Here is a 14215-nt window from a genome sequence, read left to right as displayed (position 1 = left end):
CCGCGTCGTGCGCCTCGAATCGGCCGCCCGCGACGCTCTCAGCCTGGAGTCACACACACTCACTGCCGCCGCTGCCGAAGGCGATAAGGTCGCGCCGCCCCGTAAATCGCGTATGAGTCAGGCGCTGGTCATCGTCGCCCACGGGTCGCATCTCAACCCCGGGTCGAGCGCACCCACCTACGACCACGCGGACACCATCCGCGCGGCCGGGGCGTTCGACGAGGTTCGAACCGGCTTCTGGAAAGAAGAGCCGAGTCTCCGGGAGGTGCTCCGCACCTGCGAGGCCGACGAGGTGTACGTCGTCCCGATGTTCATCTCGGAGGGCTACTTCACCGAGCAGGTCATCCCCCGGGAACTCCGCCTCGACGACTGGGACGTGGCCGACTGGGACTCCGACGGCCTCTCGGCGGACGTCGCCACCTACACCGCCGAAGACACCGGACAGACCGTCCACTACTGCGGGCCGGTCGGCACCCACGAGTCGATGACTGACGTCCTCGTTCGCCGCGCCGAGAGTGTCACCGGCAACCCCGATGTGGGCGAGGGGTTCGGCTTCGCCGTCGTCGGCCACGGCACCGAACGCAACGCAAACTCCGCGAAGGCCATCGAGTACCACGCCCAGCGCGTACGCGAGATGGACCGCTTCGACGAGGTGCAGGCGCTGTACATGGACGAGGAACCAGAAGTCGACGACGTGACCGACTTCTTCGAGGTCGAAGACGTCGTCGTCGTCCCCCTGTTCATCTCCGACGGCTTCCACACGCAGGAGGACATCCCCGAGGACATGGGCCTCACCGACGACTACCGCACCGGCTACGACGTGCCCGCCGAAGTGGACGGCCACCGCATCTGGTACGCCGGCGCGGTCGGCACGGAGGCGCTGATGGCCGACGTCGTCCTCGAACGCGCCGCCGACGCGGGCGCGGACGTGACGGCTGCCATCGAGACGGTCCGTGAGACCACTCGCGTCGCTCCGGGGGCGGACGACTGAATGCTCGCGCGACAGTTCGACGCCCTCCTCGGCGAAGCCGAATCGGGCATCGAGTTCGACGGTCTCCACGTGGCACACGAACACGACGACGGGGACGGTGACGGCGGCTACACGTTCGCCACACCCGACCACGAGGCGACCGGCCTCTCGGAGTCGGAACTCCACGCCCACGCCGACGACAGTTCGTACGTCACGAACTGGTACTTCTGGGAGCGGGAGGTCCAGCGACACGACTCCCCGCGTCGGGCGTTCCTCCGCCACGCGGAGGCCGCCGACCACCACGCGGTCCACGAGCGATACGACGCCCTCGCCGACGGGATGGTCACCGAGTGGGGGCAACTCCGAATCGAGGCGACCGTCGACGCCGACGACGGCTACCGCCACTACGACGTGCGCCACGTCGACGACGCCGACCACGCGGTCGACGACTTGGAGGCGTACCACGACCCCCTCGACGCTCGCGACATCGCAAAGTTCGACGACGACGGAGAGTACCGCCCGCTGAAGACGGCGACGAACCTCCAGACGGGGTGGGTGTTCTCCGACCTCTCGTGGCGCGACGCCGTCGAGACGGTCGAGACGCTGTACCCCGCGACGGTCGCCAACTGGTACCGCGAACAGCAGGGGACGCTCGACGTCGACCACTGGGCAGACACGATGGAGCGACAGACGGGCATCTACGGCATCGTCTCCGAGTTGCCACGCGAGGCCGTCGAGTGGGTCGCGGAGGCGGCGTGTGACGACTCCCAGTGTACGAAACGCCGGGAGTGGCAGTACAGCGCGGACGACGAACTCGCGGCCGACGGCGGCACCGGCGCGTTCCCGTGCCGGGAGCCGTGTTCGCTCGTCGTCGCCGCCGGGCGCAAGTGGACGAAGTTAGAGGAAGAAGAGCCTCGCGAGTACACGTTCCACCTCACGCCCAGCGAGAAAGAACAGGTCGAGGGCATCATCGAGGCCGTCGCCGACGACCGGGTCGACGAGATACGCGAGGCCGACGTGTACGAGGACGCCAACCGCTACCGGACGCGCTACCTCCGCGCGAAACTGTTCGACGACCACGGCAACCTCGGTGGTGTTCCGACCGAACCCGACGAACATCACGGCGAGAACCACGACGACCACAGCGACGACGGCGACCACAGCGACCACAGCGACGACGGCGACCACAGCGACCACAGCGACGACGGCGACCACGACGACCACAGCGACGACGGCGACCACAGCGACCACAGCGACGACGGCGACCACGACGACCACAGCGACGACGGCGACCACGACGACCACAGTGACGACGGCGACCACGACGACCACAGCGACCACGACGACGAGGAGTAATCCCTCTCCGTCGACACCGTCACCGCCAGCGACGCGGTCTCAGTTCTCCAGAAGCAGGAACATCGCGACGACGACGGCGACGAGGACCGCCACGACGCCGAGCGTCACGGCCAGTCCGTCCAGCGTGACGGCGACGACTCCCGCACCGAGGAGGGCAGCGACGGCGATGGCGACGACCGAGAGCGTCCCGGTGTCGGGCAGTCGCGAACCGAGGTCGGGGAGCGTCGGTCCGCCCGTGTTCTCCCCGCTCTCGTCGTCGTTCGTCTCGGCGGTCGCACGCTGGGCCGCCCGTGGCGACCCGAACGACTCGTCGACGTCGACCGGCGCCGGCGGCGGGTCGACGGTGACGGCGACGCTCGTCCCATCTGCGCCGTGGCCGGTGACGATCTCTACCGCGCCCTCGACGGATTCGTCGATGTCTGCGACGGAGACGCCGACGGCGCTGGTCGCTCCCTCGTCGACGTAGTAGTTCGAGTTCGCGACGCTCGCGACCGCGGCGAGCGGTCCCTGGAACCGGAGGTGGACGTGGACTGGTGCGCCCTCGTTGCGGAGTTCGACGGCGAAATCGCCGTCGGCGCGGTACGTGTCGGGCGCTGTGGCCTCGTTCAGTCGGTCCCGGTTCAGTGTGACCCCCAACGGGTCCCCCTCTGACGACACGATGGTTTCTCCGCTCGGTTACGGCAAAAAGGTTGGCAGGCGTCCGGGTGACGCCGGGGTGTGTTCGGCGTCGGTCGTCGACCGTCGCCCGTTACTCGCGCATATCCGGCGGCAGGAGATTCGGGATACCGTCTTCGATGGGGTACGTCTCCCCGCAGTCGGTGCAGGTGAGCGTCCCCTCGATGATTTCACTGTCGTCACCCTCTTCGCGTTCGGTCACCTCGAGGTCGAGGTCGTGTTTGTCCAGCGGACAGCAGACGATGTCCAACAGGGACTCCTTCATTACCCGAAACCTTGCGCGGGCCGGCCAAAAGTATGCGGGTTCCCCGTCCCGCGGTCTCACGTCTCGTCGTCGCGGAACCACCCGACTCGCCGGGTCCAGTCCCAGCCGTGATAGCGGACCCACGGGCGGTCGTCTGCGCCGATCAGGTCGTGGTCGCGCAACAGCGCCCGGACCCCGGCCACACCTCCAAAGTCGCCGTGGAACCACAGACACACCCGCGGCACGCGAACGACGCCGCGGCCGAACGGCCCGGCGTCCGGGTCGAACTCGACGGTGCGGTCGAGGTACAGCGCCGTCGCGTCGTCGAGTTCCGCGTCCACGTTAGTCGAGTACGCGGCGATGGCAGGACACGACGCCGCCGCGCAGTTGAGCGCGAAGTGGATACGCGGGTCGACCGAGTCCACGCGGTGGCGACGCTCGAACGCCGCCGGGCGCACGCGCGGGAGGTAGCCGAGGCCGTACTTCGAGTGTCCGCGAAGCAGGCCGTGTTCGATGTCGTCGAGCGACAGGGCGGTTCCGGCGACCGTCAGCGCGTCTGCGGCGAAGAACCGCCGGCGCGACTCGTACAGTGCGGGCCGGTCGGCGACGAGCAGTTGGGCGGCGGCGTTGTAGCAGTTGAGCCAGAAGGCGAGCCGCTCGGCGTCGTCGAGTGCGTCCAGCGCGGTCTCCGAGTGCGCCGCCAGCGACTCGCGTTCCGCCTCGACCGACTCCCCGCGCTTGACGCCAACCAGCAACGCGCGACTCACCGCGAGCGGATCCGTGGCGGCGGTGGACGGCTCCTCGTCTTCCGCGGAATGGCTCACGGCCAGTAGTGGGGTAGCGACCACAGAGGGGTTTGCTCAGGCGTGCGCGAGCCACGTCCACGTCCACGCGAGCGGCGACGCCGTCGCGAGCGTCACCATCGCGGCGACTGCGGGGAGCGGTGACCGGCGGCGCGTGAGCGTCCGGACGGTCCACGCCGCAGGCGGCACCGCGAGTGCGTGGGCGACGACTACGATCGACGGAACCAGATCCACGAGGGCGACGACCCCGACGAGGACGGGATAGCCAGCGGCGAACCCGACGCCCAGGCGTCGCAACGCCGGACCGGAGAACCGAACCGCGAGCGTGCGCTTCCCCGTCGCGGCGTCGGCTTCACGGTCGGCGTAGTGGGTCGCGAGGAGGTTCGGGACGACCAGCCACGCGAACGGCACCAGCGCGAGCACCGCCGTCGCGTCGGGCGTCGCGACCGTCGCGTACCCCGCAAGCGGGAGGAGTATCGCCCCGAGCAGAACGTTCGTCGCCTCGCCAATCCCACGCGAAATGAGTCTGATCGGCGGGAGAGAGTACGCCCACCCGAGGACGAACACCGCAAACAGCAGCACTTGGGTCGTGACCGGGACGCCCACCGCGCCGACAGCGAGGACGGCGGCGACGGCGACGACGCCGCTGGCGACTGTCGCTCGCCACGCGAAGCGCCGCGGGTCGGGCACGTCGAGGTCGACGAGTGCCCCGCTCCCGCCCGAGAACGGCGTGCGCTCGGTTCGGCGGTCGGTGTCGTAGTCGGCGTACTCGTTGGCGTAGTGGACGGTCACGGCCGTGGCGACGGTCGCGCCCGCACCGCCGGCGACTGCGACGGCGTCGAGCGACCCGCCGCGAGCGAGTGCGATGGCGACGCCGAGCCAGTACACCACGACGATGAGCAGCACCTGTGCCGGCCGCGTCATCTGCCACAGTGCGTGGAGCCGCCTACGCACGCTCAGGGTCGGAGCCGCCGGACGCCCCCTCGGTCACGGCCCGACAGGCCGCGAGGAGGTCGTCGAGAGCCGGTCGGTCGGCGGGTCGCGTTCCGGGGAAGGCGGACGAAATCGTCGGCTCGTCGCGCAGGTCGACGACGAGCGCCAGTGGCATCCGCCCGACGAGGTCGAACAGGTTGCCGAGTGCGCCGAATCGAACCGGCTGGTCGTAGGCGTCGCCCGTCTCGCCGTCGGGGTCCGCGAGCACCGGGTACGGCAACTCGACCGACGCCTGCCAGTCGCGGGTGCGCTCGGGCGACTCGGGGAGGACCGACGCCACCTCGGCGTCGACGGCCGCGAACTCCTCGTACCGCGTCTTCACGTGGGCGACCTGTTTGCGACAGTTGCCACAGAGGTAGTCGCGCTGGAACAGCAACAGAAGTCCGTCGTGGTCGGCGGCCGCATCCGCGAGGCCGTACGGGTCGGGACCGGGGCCGAGATTGCGCAGGGAGAACGTCGGCGCGGGCGCACCGACCGCTATCGAATCGGGCATACCGGAAGCAGGGCCCACAGCCGGGTATGCGTTTCCCGACCGGGCGACGGAGTTACCACCTCGCCGCCCACAGATCCGACGATGACGCGCGCCGCCGTTGAGGAGGGATTCGAGCGGTTCGTCGAGGACGCGGTCCGGGCGACCTACAAGGAGTTCTCCGTCGTGAACGCCCTGCGCGGCGGGAACCGACCGCCCGGCGTCACCGAGCAACTACTCAAGCGAAACGAACTGCTCGAACGCCGGGTCGTCCGTCCGGAACTCGACGACTACCGCGACCAGGTGCTCGCGGAGTTCTACGCCGCACTCGACGCGTTCGAGTCGGATGATCCGTTCGAGACACACCGCGAGGAGATTCTCGGCCACGATGCGTACGCGCTGGCGATGCGAAGCGAGCTCTCGGCCGACCGACGCGAGGAGATTCTCGACGCCCTGCTGGCGCGCCAACGGGGGCTCATCGAGGACGTCCAGCCGTTGCTCGACAGCGACGAAGACGAGTTTTGGCCCGCGCTGGAAGACGGCTTCACACTGGATCAGGCGCTGCAGTTCGTCGACGAGCGCTTCGAGTTCACCGAACCGATGGCTCGATACCCGAACGCGTTCCGGCTAGAGACGACGCTGGACCCCGGCGAACTGCTCGGCGGCGTCGGCGGCCTCCTCGCCGGAGGACTGCCAGAGGTACGCGTGGACTTCACCGACGAGGCGCGTCGCGCGATGCGCCGCGCGGAGACGCGCGTTCGCGAAGACACCACGCGAGAAGTGCAGCGTCTGCTGTAGCGGTCGCGTTCGCTCGAAGAGAACGGACCGGGAGTTGACCAGGAGTCCGGTCGCGTTACTCCCAGGGGTTCGTCCGCACGACCGTCTGCTCGCGGTCGGGGCCGACACCCACGGCGTACACCGGCGTGTCTGTCTCGGCCTCGATGTACGAGAGGTACTCGCGCGCGGCCTCCGGAAGCGCCTCGTAGCCCTCCGCGGCGACGGCGCTCCAGTCGACCTCCGCCCACGGTTCGAACTCCTTCAGCACCGGCTCACACTCGGCCCAGCGCTCGGTCGTCGCGGGGATGGAGAGCCGCTGTTCTCCCTCAAGTTCGTACGCGTGGCCGACGTGGAGTTCGTCGAGGCCAGCGAGCACGTCGAGGTGGTTGACCGCGAGACCGGTGTAGCCGTTCGTCCGCGCGGCGTGGCGCAGCATCGGCACGTCGAGCCATCCGATGCGACGTGGGCGGCCCGTGACGGTGCCGAACTCGCCGCCCTTCTCGCGGATGTCCGACGCGAGCGCCTCTTCGGCGGTATCGCCGTCGAGTTCCGTCGGCATCGGCCCCTCGCCGACGCGCGAGAGGTACGCCTTCACGACGCCGACGACTTCGCCGCGCCCGGTGACGGTCGGACCGACGCCCGACCCGGTGGCCGCGCCGCCAGCGGTCGGGTTCGAGGAGGTGACGTACGGGTAGCTCCCGTGATCGATGTCGATGAGCGTCCCCTGCGCACCCTCGAACATCACGTTCTGCCCGGCTGCACGCTGTTCGTACAGGAAGTCCGAACAGTTGACGGCCATCCCCTCCTCGCGGAGGCGACGCCCGAACTCGGCGTACTCCTCGTGGAGGGCGTCGATGTCGCACTCCTCGCCCGCTTCCAAGCCGTACACCTCCTCGATGACGGCCCGCTTCTGCGGGACGGCGTACTCCAACCGCTGGCGGAGCACGTCGGGGTCGAGCAGGTCGCCCACGCGGACGCCGCGGCGACCCGCTTTGTCCTCGTAGGTGGGGCCGATGCCGCGCCCGGTCGTTCCGACTTTCACGTCCGATTCGGCTTTGGCCTCCTCCTCGATACCGTCGAGTCGGCGGTGATACGGGAGGATGACGTGCGCGCGCTTGGCAACGCGCACGTCGGGGTCGAGGCCGCGTTCGCGGAGGGTCCCGATCTCGTCGAACAGCGTACGCGGGTTCACCACGCAGCCGTTGCCGAGGACGCCGACCTTCCCGCGAACCGCCCCGGAGGGGACCAACGAGAGGGCGTACTCCTCGCCGCCCTCGACGACCGTGTGGCCGGCGTTGTCGCCGCCCTGATACCGCACCACGACGTCGGCGTCCCCGCCCCAGAGGTCGACGAGGGCACCTTTGCCCTCGTCCCCGAGCTGGGAGCCGACGATTGTGACTGTCATACCGACCGAGGATTCCGCGTCCCCCGGTAAACAGATTACGGTCTCCGCATCGAAGCGATCCGTATCTGTGCATATATCTTGCCATCGAGACTTCCGGCTATCCGTGTCTGCGCATTGTCGCGTCGACCGACGCGCGTAACCGTTAACTACTCCCACACACGTAGTCGAAACAGAACCGCACGACGACGTGACGTTCGAATAACCCGTATTCGTCCGGGAGGGGAACTTTTAAACGCGGCACGGACGAGTTAACACGTGTCATGATAGACAGACTGGAAAAGGAGGTCGATATGCTGGAACGGCACCTCCAAGTCCTCCGGATGGTCATCGAAAACGAGCCAATCGGGATCGTCAAGATGTCCAACGAGACGGGCTACCCGCATCACAAGGTACGCTACTCGCTTCGCGTCCTCGAGGAGGAGAACCTCATCGAGCCGTCGAGTCAGGGTGCGATTACCACCGAACGCACCGCGGAGTTCGTCGACGAACTCGACGGCAAGATCGACGAGATCGTCGAGAAGATCGGCGGGATGCGCATCGAGGACGCGCCGGAACTCGAGAACTGAGGCTCGCCCCCGCTTCTCTCGTCGCGCGGTCGCGTGTCTAACGAGCGATGCGTCTGCGGTTCGTTCTCTCGGCACTTCGTTCGCTCGTGAGCCTCGGCGTTCTGAAAACCGGAATCACCGCCGAAAGCGACGCGTCCGTCTGACGCGGCTACAGTTCGGGGACGTTCACGTGGAACTCGCCCTCGCGTGACTCGACCAGACAGAGGTGGAATCCCTGCTTGCGCGCGAGTTTCACGAAACTCTTCCGCTTGTTCCGGCTGAGCAGACCGCCACCCGTCGCGTCGGCCGCCGCTTCGAGGGCTCCCGGTTCGAAGAAGGAGGCGGTGACGTAGAACGCACTCGCGAGGTGTTCGTCGGCGTCGGCGACGGCGCTCGCCTCGCCCACGAGGCCGTCGAGCATCGACTCGGTCGTCGCGTCGCGCCCCTCGGTCACGTCGGCGACGAGGAGGGGATTGCCCATCCGGTCGCGAAGGACCACGTCGAAGGCGTGGTCGCTCGCCTCGTCGCCGTCGGATTCGACCGTGACCGTGCCGTTGAGTTCCGCACGGTCGACCTCGGGGATGGCGTCGAACAGGTCACGGAGTGCAGACTCGTTGCCCGTGCTCTGAATCTCGTAGAGGAGTTCGCGCACCGCCCACTCGACGAAGCCGTACTCGATGGTGTCGGTGAGGAACTCCCGGAACGGCGACCCGTCGACGGCCACGTCGTCGGCTTCGAAGTCGGTGTGTACCTCCAATCGGAGGTTGTCGTTCACGTCCGACCGGGTCGCGCCGCCAGCGTGCGCCTTCGACAGCGTCGCCCCACCTTTCGTGTCGTAGCGGACGAACAGGTTCGTCCCCGCGAGCGCTCGGTCGGGCGACAGCGACTGCCCCGCGGCGGCGTCTCCGGCGGCCCCGCCCGTGGGGGCGTTCGCTCGCGCCGACTCTAACTCCTCGCGGAGGTCCGACACCTGCGATTCTAACTCCTCGACACGGTCGGAGAGCCGAGCGTTCTCGTCGCGCAGGCGGTCGAGGTCGCTCTCGCTGGCGTCGAGTTGTTCGCGTGCCTCGCGCACGGCGTCGCGGGCGCGGTCGCGTTCCTGGCGAACCGTCGCCAACTCCTCACGAATCGCGGCGGTCGACTCCGCAGTCGACTCGGCGGGTGAGGCAGGCGTGCCCGACCCCTCGCCGGGGTCGGTAGCCGACGACGAAGACGACGCCCCGGCCGGCCGTCTCGACGACGACGCGGCCTCGCTGGTCTCCTCGCGCGTCGCGGCGCGGCGCGCCCGTTGCTGAGCGGTGGTCGCACCGTTGGCCGGCGATTCCGTGGGAATCTCGGTCTCCGAGGGGTCCAGCGACGGAATCGACTTCGTCTCGCGCCACTGCTCTTCGGCCGAGAACGGGTCGCCCGACGAGTCGGTGTCGGCCGTGTCGGCCGCGTCGTCCGCATCGCCCGCGTCGGCAGGGTCGCGCACGGCGGGGTCGGCCACAGACTCGGACCGCTCGTCGCTTCGGCGTGTAGCCCGGGCGTCGGACAGCGGGTCGTTCACCTGTGAGGCGTCGGCCGCCATCGAGCCATCGTCGCTCGGTTCTTCGACTCGGCCTGAGGTAGCGTCCGCGGCGAGGGAGTCTTCGGATTCGGCGACCGTCGAGCGCACGTCGGTCGAGTCGTCGTCTGCCGGCACGTCGCCGACGGCGGCGTGGCCGTCGTCCGCAACGGTGTCGTCGTTCGCGCCGAAGGTGACACCGTCCGGTTCCTGTACGGCGGCGTCGGCCACTCCGTCGTCATCCTCGTCCTCTACACCGAGCGCATCCGCCTCGGCGTCGTCGACCGACTCCGTGGTCGCATCGGCTCCCGCCGTCGGTTCCGGCTCTGGTTCGGGTTCCGGTTCGGGTTCTGGTTCGGGGAGTTCGACCACGTCGATGTCGACGTCGACGACCTCGTAGATGCCAACCTCGTCGTCGGCGGCGTCGAACGCCTCGTCGTCGGTGAGGACGTTCTTCTGCTTGCCCGTCCCGACGAACGCGCAGGCGAGTCGACGCCCACCGTAGTAGACCACGTAGTAGTCGCCCGAGAGGACGTTCTCGGAGAGTTCGACGTAGCCGGTGAACTTCCCCGAGGAGAGTTTGGCGTCGGCCGCCGACAGCGCCGTGTCGTTCGTGTAGTACCGTGCTTTCGTCTCACCGCCCGTCTCCCGCATCGCGTACAACAGCGGGAGCGAGGGGTCGGGCGCAGCGTAGGCTGTGCCGTCAGCCTCCTCGAACGACTCCAGCGAGCCGTCGAAGATGCCGACGATACGGCCGTTCAACATAAACAGCCACGCGTGTCCCTCGGTGACCGCTCCCGTGAACTCGCGGGACTGGAGACCGCGGAGCCCGTCGATCCCCCCCGAGAGCGGCTCGGACTCCCATCCGGTCACCGTATCGACTGTTTCGCCGTCCATCGGCGATACATCGCTCGGTGCGACGCAAATACCTTCCGCCTGGTCGGACGACTGTCCGACGCCGTATCGTGGTTTTGCTGACAGGTTCCGATCGCTCACCCGAAGATGGCGAACAGGAACAAGAACCCGAAGTAGAATAAGACGAGCAGTCCGAGCGCGACGATTCGGAACCGCCGCAGGTCGGACTGTTCGTCTTCGCTCGCCGCGTCGTACGCCGTTCGCTCCGACTCCGAGAGGCCGCGGTGCGTCTGCCCGAGGTGAAGGTCGCGGTGGCGTTCGCGGGCGAATGGCCGTCCACAGCGGGGGCACTCGTACACGTCGGTGTCTGCCGGGACGTGGAACGAGTAGCCGTGTTCCGGGCGCGAGTTCGATTTCGGGGTCGTGTCTGTTCGGCTCATACGAACGGGGGCGCACCTCCGGGGCGCGAGATAATCCACAGACTCACCATCGTGTACGCGACCATCGCGACTGTCACGCCGTACTGGCTCCGCACCGCCTGCAAGCGGTCGGGGAACAGTCGGTACGCCGTCGAGTGGGCCACCCACACCGCCAGTAGGTGCCCCAGCAACACCGCGGCGACGCCGACACCACCGACCCACCCGGGAATCAACAACTGTGGCAGGGACGCCGGCGGCGACACCGGCGACGTGAGCACCGCCGCCAGCGTCGGCGTCAACGCGAGGACGGTGCCGAGGTTGTGCGCGAAGTGATAGCCCGCCGCAATAGCCAACAGTGACGGCGCGAACCGTCGCGCGAGTTCCGCGGCCGTGAGGAACGTGTCGGCAGTTCGTCGGGCGGTTCGCGCGGCCGCGAGATACACCCACAAGAATAGGACGTACCCCGCGAGCATCGCGGCCAAGTAGACCACGAGCGCCGGCACACCAGCCTCGACGAGCGGTCGGGCCATCGCTTCCCACAAGCCCGTGCCGACGAAGCCGTCGTACGTGGTGACGAACACGACGGCGACGACGAACCCGACGTCGTCGCGCCCGTCGACCCAGTCGGCGTCGGTGAGGCCCATCCCCGGCAGTCGCAAGCGGAATCCATCTGCCGTCTTCGTCACCGGCGCGACGCGGCCGTACGCCGCCAACAGTTGTGACACGGGGTCGGCGCGACCGAACCAATCGTCGACGCCGAAGACGGCGCTACCCGCGACGGCGACCAAGAGGTAGCCGACGACGACGCTCGTGAGCAGGCGTGGGTCGTCTGCAAGCGGCGTCACCACCTCTAGGTACACCAGCGCGAGGAGACCGACGACCGCCGGCCACGACCCGAGACGGTCGGGATAGGGTCGGTTCAGCGACGGGACGACGCTCGCGACGGCGCGGAACGGGTCGACCGCCGGCCACGCGTTACCGACGAGGTACGCCGAGAGGACGAACAGCCCCCACCAACCGACCCACACGATGAGGACGGCCGCGTTTCGGATCGGATCCAGGGGGCCGAGAACGCCCGCCACGAGCGTCACCGCGAGTGCGAGGAGGCCGACAGCCCGCCCGAGTCGACGTGCGAGGGTGCCGACCGCCGGGAGCGAACGCCCCCACGTGTCGATCAGGCGGATGTACGAGCGGTCGGTGACCGTCGACGCAAGCAGGAACGACGCGCCGACGACGGCGCCGCCAGTCGCGAGAAACAGCCACGTCGGGACCGTCACCGTCTCGCGGGCGGCCGCGCGGATGCCGCCAGCGTGGGCGGTGGCGCGCCCGGCCGTCGCTAGCGCGAGGACGACCAGCGCGAGCGCCGGTGTCACCCGGCGCACGAGTCGACGTAGTCGAAGAGGCCGACGCATCGGTGTCGCTAGGCGTAGCCCAAAGGAGTAGCTTGCGAAACGTCGACGCGGGGGGCCAGCGACTCGGCCGTCAGTCGGCGTCTTCCTCGGTCACCACCGACCGCAACACCGTCCTGTGACACCGCTTCTTCTCGGTGTTCTCGAAGCAGACGAGTGCGACGTCCTCGCCGGATGCGAGTGCCGAACGGAGGTCGCGAACCGCATCGCGGGCGTCGGGGTCAGTGGCGAGATACTCGCGGTACCGGGACGCGAACTCGACGCGGTCCCACGCGGCGTTGTGTGCGCCGTCCGCGCAGAGGCCGTCGATACGGAACGACTCGGCGGCGTCGGCGTGGTCGTCGAGGAGGTCCGACGGTGGCGCGAGCGCCGGGCAGTTCTCGTCGACCGCGGCGTGGAGCCATCGCGTCGGCCGGCGGACCACCCCGATGAGTCGCGTCCCGTCGGGCAGGTCGACCCGGTTGCGCTGTAGCGCGGCGACGTACGTGTCGAACAGTGCCATCGACGAAGCGGGACGCTGCGCAGTGAAAAGCATCCCGGCGAGCGAGCAGAAGGAAGCCGCAGACCGAGTCGCGATCAGACGCGTTTCGAACGGGCCTCTCGCACTTCGGCACCCTCTCGGACCATGTCCTCACACGACGGACAGACACGGACGTTGTTCATCCCCTCGGGGGCGAACACTCGAACGTACCGCTCGGTGACGAACGAACTGCAGTTCCTACACTCCGGCATACAACCTGTTGTGTGTGCGCTACGGTAGTATGTGTATCGGCCGTTTGTGGAAACTAGTCGGAATCTTGTCGTTCGATCGGTCGCGCCGCGCCACGACCGCCGGCGCGTGTGGGAGGATTTTTGTCTCCTCGTCGGCTACCCGCGCTTATGGCTACAGAAACGGAAGGCGCCCACGACGACGGGCACCACCTCCCGGCGGTCGAAGACTGGCCGCGCGGGTTCGGGGAGGCGTCGTGGTGGCCGTTCGTCACGGCGCTCGGGGGCGCTGGCATCTACATCGGTGCAGCACTATACCTGATGGCTGTCGGCGACCGCAACCTCGTGGGGCCGATGGTCGGTCCCGCCGTCATCGTCGGCAGCATCGGCCTGTTCCTCGTCGGCCTCTACGGCTGGATGTACCACGCGTTCGTCGTCCACTTCTGGGAACGCGGCGCAGACGAACACAGCGCGAACAAACTCAGGTGGGGAATGCTCGCGTTCCTCGGCTCCGAGATCGCCACCTTCAGCGCTGGCTTCACGTACTTCTTCTTCATCCGCTCGCAGGACGCGTGGGTGGAGATCGCCAGCGACCTTCCGCACCTGCTAGGGTCGCTCGTCATCATCAACACGGGGCTGTTGATCCTCTCGTCGGTGACGCTGCACTTCGCCCACGGTGCGATCCGCAAGAACGACCGCAAGAAGTTCCTCGGCTGGCTCGCCGTGACGCTGTTGCTCGGTATCGTCTTCATCGGTGGCCAGGTGTACGAGTACTACGTGTTCATCATCGACGAAGGCTTCACCCTCACCTCCGGGCTGTTCGGGTCGGCGTTCTACGGCCTCACCGGCCTCCACGGTCTCCACGTCTCGATGGGCGCGGTGCTGCTCGGCATCGTGTTCATCCGCGGCCTGCAGGGGCAGTACTCCGCAGAGCGGCACGTCTCCGTGACGACCGCCTCGATGTACTGGCACTTCGTCGACGCCGTCTGGATCTTCCTCGTCATCGCGCTGTACGTCGGTGCCGAGGTCGGCGCGTAACGA

Annotated in this window: 16 protein-coding genes; 5 read left to right on the top strand and 11 right to left on the bottom strand. The window is 68.2% G+C overall.

Annotated features, from left to right (window positions below):
- Positions 1-112 precede the first annotated feature (112 nt).
- Positions 113-991: a CbiX/SirB N-terminal domain-containing protein gene (locus P0D77_RS06065; RefSeq protein WP_277555355.1), complete on the top strand. Its 879-nt coding sequence runs from the start codon at positions 113-115 to the stop codon at positions 989-991.
- Positions 992-2326 carry a DR2241 family protein gene (locus P0D77_RS06060; protein WP_432764828.1) on the top strand — a complete coding sequence of 445 codons (1335 nt, stop codon included), beginning with the start codon at positions 992-994 and terminating at the stop codon, positions 2324-2326.
- Between the two features lie 39 nt (positions 2327-2365).
- On the opposite strand, the gene P0D77_RS06055 is transcribed toward P0D77_RS06060, so the two are convergent.
- The 5 genes from P0D77_RS06055 to P0D77_RS06035 all read right to left on the bottom strand — a co-directional run bounded on the left by P0D77_RS06055 (position 2366) and on the right by P0D77_RS06035 (position 5534).
- Positions 2366-2983 carry a DUF7524 family protein gene (locus P0D77_RS06055; RefSeq protein WP_277555354.1) on the bottom strand — a complete coding sequence of 206 codons (618 nt, stop codon included), beginning with the start codon at positions 2981-2983 and terminating at the stop codon, positions 2366-2368.
- Between the two features lie 91 nt (positions 2984-3074).
- On the bottom strand, positions 3075-3266 hold the full coding sequence (locus P0D77_RS06050; protein WP_277555353.1) for a methytransferase partner Trm112: 192 nt from the start codon (positions 3264-3266) through the stop codon (positions 3075-3077).
- Positions 3267-3322: 56 nt separating this feature from the next.
- On the bottom strand, positions 3323-4069 hold the full coding sequence (locus tag P0D77_RS06045; protein WP_277555352.1) for a DUF547 domain-containing protein: 747 nt from the start codon (positions 4067-4069) through the stop codon (positions 3323-3325).
- A gap of 36 nt (positions 4070-4105) precedes the next feature.
- A complete protein-coding gene (locus P0D77_RS06040; RefSeq protein ID WP_277555351.1) occupies positions 4106-4972 on the bottom strand; it encodes a prenyltransferase in 867 nt (288 codons plus the stop codon).
- Positions 4973-4994: 22 nt separating this feature from the next.
- A complete protein-coding gene (locus P0D77_RS06035; protein ID WP_277555350.1) occupies positions 4995-5534 on the bottom strand; it encodes a redoxin domain-containing protein in 540 nt (179 codons plus the stop codon).
- Between the two features lie 81 nt (positions 5535-5615).
- Between P0D77_RS06035 and P0D77_RS06030 the strand changes: the two genes are divergently transcribed.
- Positions 5616-6308 (top strand): hypothetical protein, encoded by a 693-nt coding sequence (locus P0D77_RS06030; RefSeq protein WP_277555349.1) that lies wholly within the window; start codon positions 5616-5618, stop codon positions 6306-6308.
- 55 nt (positions 6309-6363) lie between these two features.
- Here P0D77_RS06030 and P0D77_RS06025 read toward each other — a convergent pair whose 3' ends face one another.
- Entirely contained in the window at positions 6364-7692 is a 1329-nt protein-coding gene (locus P0D77_RS06025) for an adenylosuccinate synthase (protein ID WP_277555348.1), read from the bottom strand.
- 260 nt (positions 7693-7952) lie between these two features.
- Between P0D77_RS06025 and P0D77_RS06020 the strand changes: the two genes are divergently transcribed.
- Positions 7953-8258 carry a hypothetical protein gene (locus P0D77_RS06020; protein WP_277555347.1) on the top strand — a complete coding sequence of 102 codons (306 nt, stop codon included), beginning with the start codon at positions 7953-7955 and terminating at the stop codon, positions 8256-8258.
- Positions 8259-8406: 148 nt separating this feature from the next.
- Here P0D77_RS06020 and P0D77_RS06015 read toward each other — a convergent pair whose 3' ends face one another.
- From P0D77_RS06015 to P0D77_RS05995, 5 genes are all read right to left on the bottom strand, one after another.
- Positions 8407-10680 carry a DUF7527 domain-containing protein gene (locus tag P0D77_RS06015; protein WP_277555346.1) on the bottom strand — a complete coding sequence of 758 codons (2274 nt, stop codon included), beginning with the start codon at positions 10678-10680 and terminating at the stop codon, positions 8407-8409.
- Positions 10681-10775: 95 nt separating this feature from the next.
- Positions 10776-11078, bottom strand: a complete 303-nt coding sequence (locus P0D77_RS06010; protein ID WP_277555345.1) for a DUF7410 domain-containing protein — start codon at positions 11076-11078, stop codon at positions 10776-10778.
- On the bottom strand, positions 11075-12469 hold the full coding sequence (locus P0D77_RS06005; RefSeq protein ID WP_277555344.1) for a hypothetical protein: 1395 nt from the start codon (positions 12467-12469) through the stop codon (positions 11075-11077). Before P0D77_RS06005 ends, P0D77_RS06010 begins: the two co-directional genes overlap by 4 nt.
- A gap of 70 nt (positions 12470-12539) precedes the next feature.
- Positions 12540-12968 carry a DUF488 domain-containing protein gene (locus P0D77_RS06000; RefSeq protein ID WP_277555342.1) on the bottom strand — a complete coding sequence of 143 codons (429 nt, stop codon included), beginning with the start codon at positions 12966-12968 and terminating at the stop codon, positions 12540-12542.
- Between the two features lie 74 nt (positions 12969-13042).
- Positions 13043-13198: a DUF7563 family protein gene (locus P0D77_RS05995; RefSeq protein WP_277555341.1), complete on the bottom strand. Its 156-nt coding sequence runs from the start codon at positions 13196-13198 to the stop codon at positions 13043-13045.
- 147 nt (positions 13199-13345) lie between these two features.
- Between P0D77_RS05995 and P0D77_RS05990 the strand changes: the two genes are divergently transcribed.
- A complete protein-coding gene (locus P0D77_RS05990) occupies positions 13346-14212 on the top strand; it encodes a cytochrome c oxidase subunit 3 (RefSeq protein ID WP_277555340.1) in 867 nt (288 codons plus the stop codon).
- Positions 14213-14215 lie beyond the last annotated feature (3 nt).

The sequence above is a fragment of the Halobaculum limi genome (genome assembly GCF_029490015.1).
In the GTDB taxonomy this organism is placed as follows: Archaea; Halobacteriota; Halobacteria; order Halobacteriales; family Haloferacaceae; genus Halobaculum; species Halobaculum limi.
Note: the sequence above shows the minus strand (reverse complement) of the source record. Positions and strands in the feature narration are given on the sequence as shown.

Coding starts and splice junctions, on each gene's coding strand:
- P0D77_RS06065 (WP_277555355.1), top strand. CDS start 113: ATGAGTCAGGCGCTGGTCATCGTCGCCCACGGGTCGCATCTCAACCCC.
- P0D77_RS06060 (WP_432764828.1), top strand. CDS start 992: ATGCTCGCGCGACAGTTCGACGCCCTCCTCGGCGAAGCCGAATCGGGC.
- P0D77_RS06050 (WP_277555353.1), bottom strand. CDS start 3,266: ATGAAGGAGTCCCTGTTGGACATCGTCTGCTGTCCGCTGGACAAACAC.
- P0D77_RS06040 (WP_277555351.1), bottom strand. CDS start 4,972: ATGACGCGGCCGGCACAGGTGCTGCTCATCGTCGTGGTGTACTGGCTC.
- P0D77_RS06035 (WP_277555350.1), bottom strand. CDS start 5,534: ATGCCCGATTCGATAGCGGTCGGTGCGCCCGCGCCGACGTTCTCCCTG.
- P0D77_RS06030 (WP_277555349.1), top strand. CDS start 5,616: ATGACGCGCGCCGCCGTTGAGGAGGGATTCGAGCGGTTCGTCGAGGAC.
- P0D77_RS06025 (WP_277555348.1), bottom strand. CDS start 7,692: ATGACAGTCACAATCGTCGGCTCCCAGCTCGGGGACGAGGGCAAAGGT.
- P0D77_RS06020 (WP_277555347.1), top strand. CDS start 7,953: ATGATAGACAGACTGGAAAAGGAGGTCGATATGCTGGAACGGCACCTC.
- P0D77_RS06015 (WP_277555346.1), bottom strand. CDS start 10,680: ATGGACGGCGAAACAGTCGATACGGTGACCGGATGGGAGTCCGAGCCG.
- P0D77_RS06010 (WP_277555345.1), bottom strand. CDS start 11,078: ATGAGCCGAACAGACACGACCCCGAAATCGAACTCGCGCCCGGAACAC.
- P0D77_RS06005 (WP_277555344.1), bottom strand. CDS start 12,469: ATGCGTCGGCCTCTTCGACTACGTCGACTCGTGCGCCGGGTGACACCG.
- P0D77_RS06000 (WP_277555342.1), bottom strand. CDS start 12,968: ATGGCACTGTTCGACACGTACGTCGCCGCGCTACAGCGCAACCGGGTC.
- P0D77_RS05995 (WP_277555341.1), bottom strand. CDS start 13,198: ATGCCGGAGTGTAGGAACTGCAGTTCGTTCGTCACCGAGCGGTACGTT.
- P0D77_RS05990 (WP_277555340.1), top strand. CDS start 13,346: ATGGCTACAGAAACGGAAGGCGCCCACGACGACGGGCACCACCTCCCG.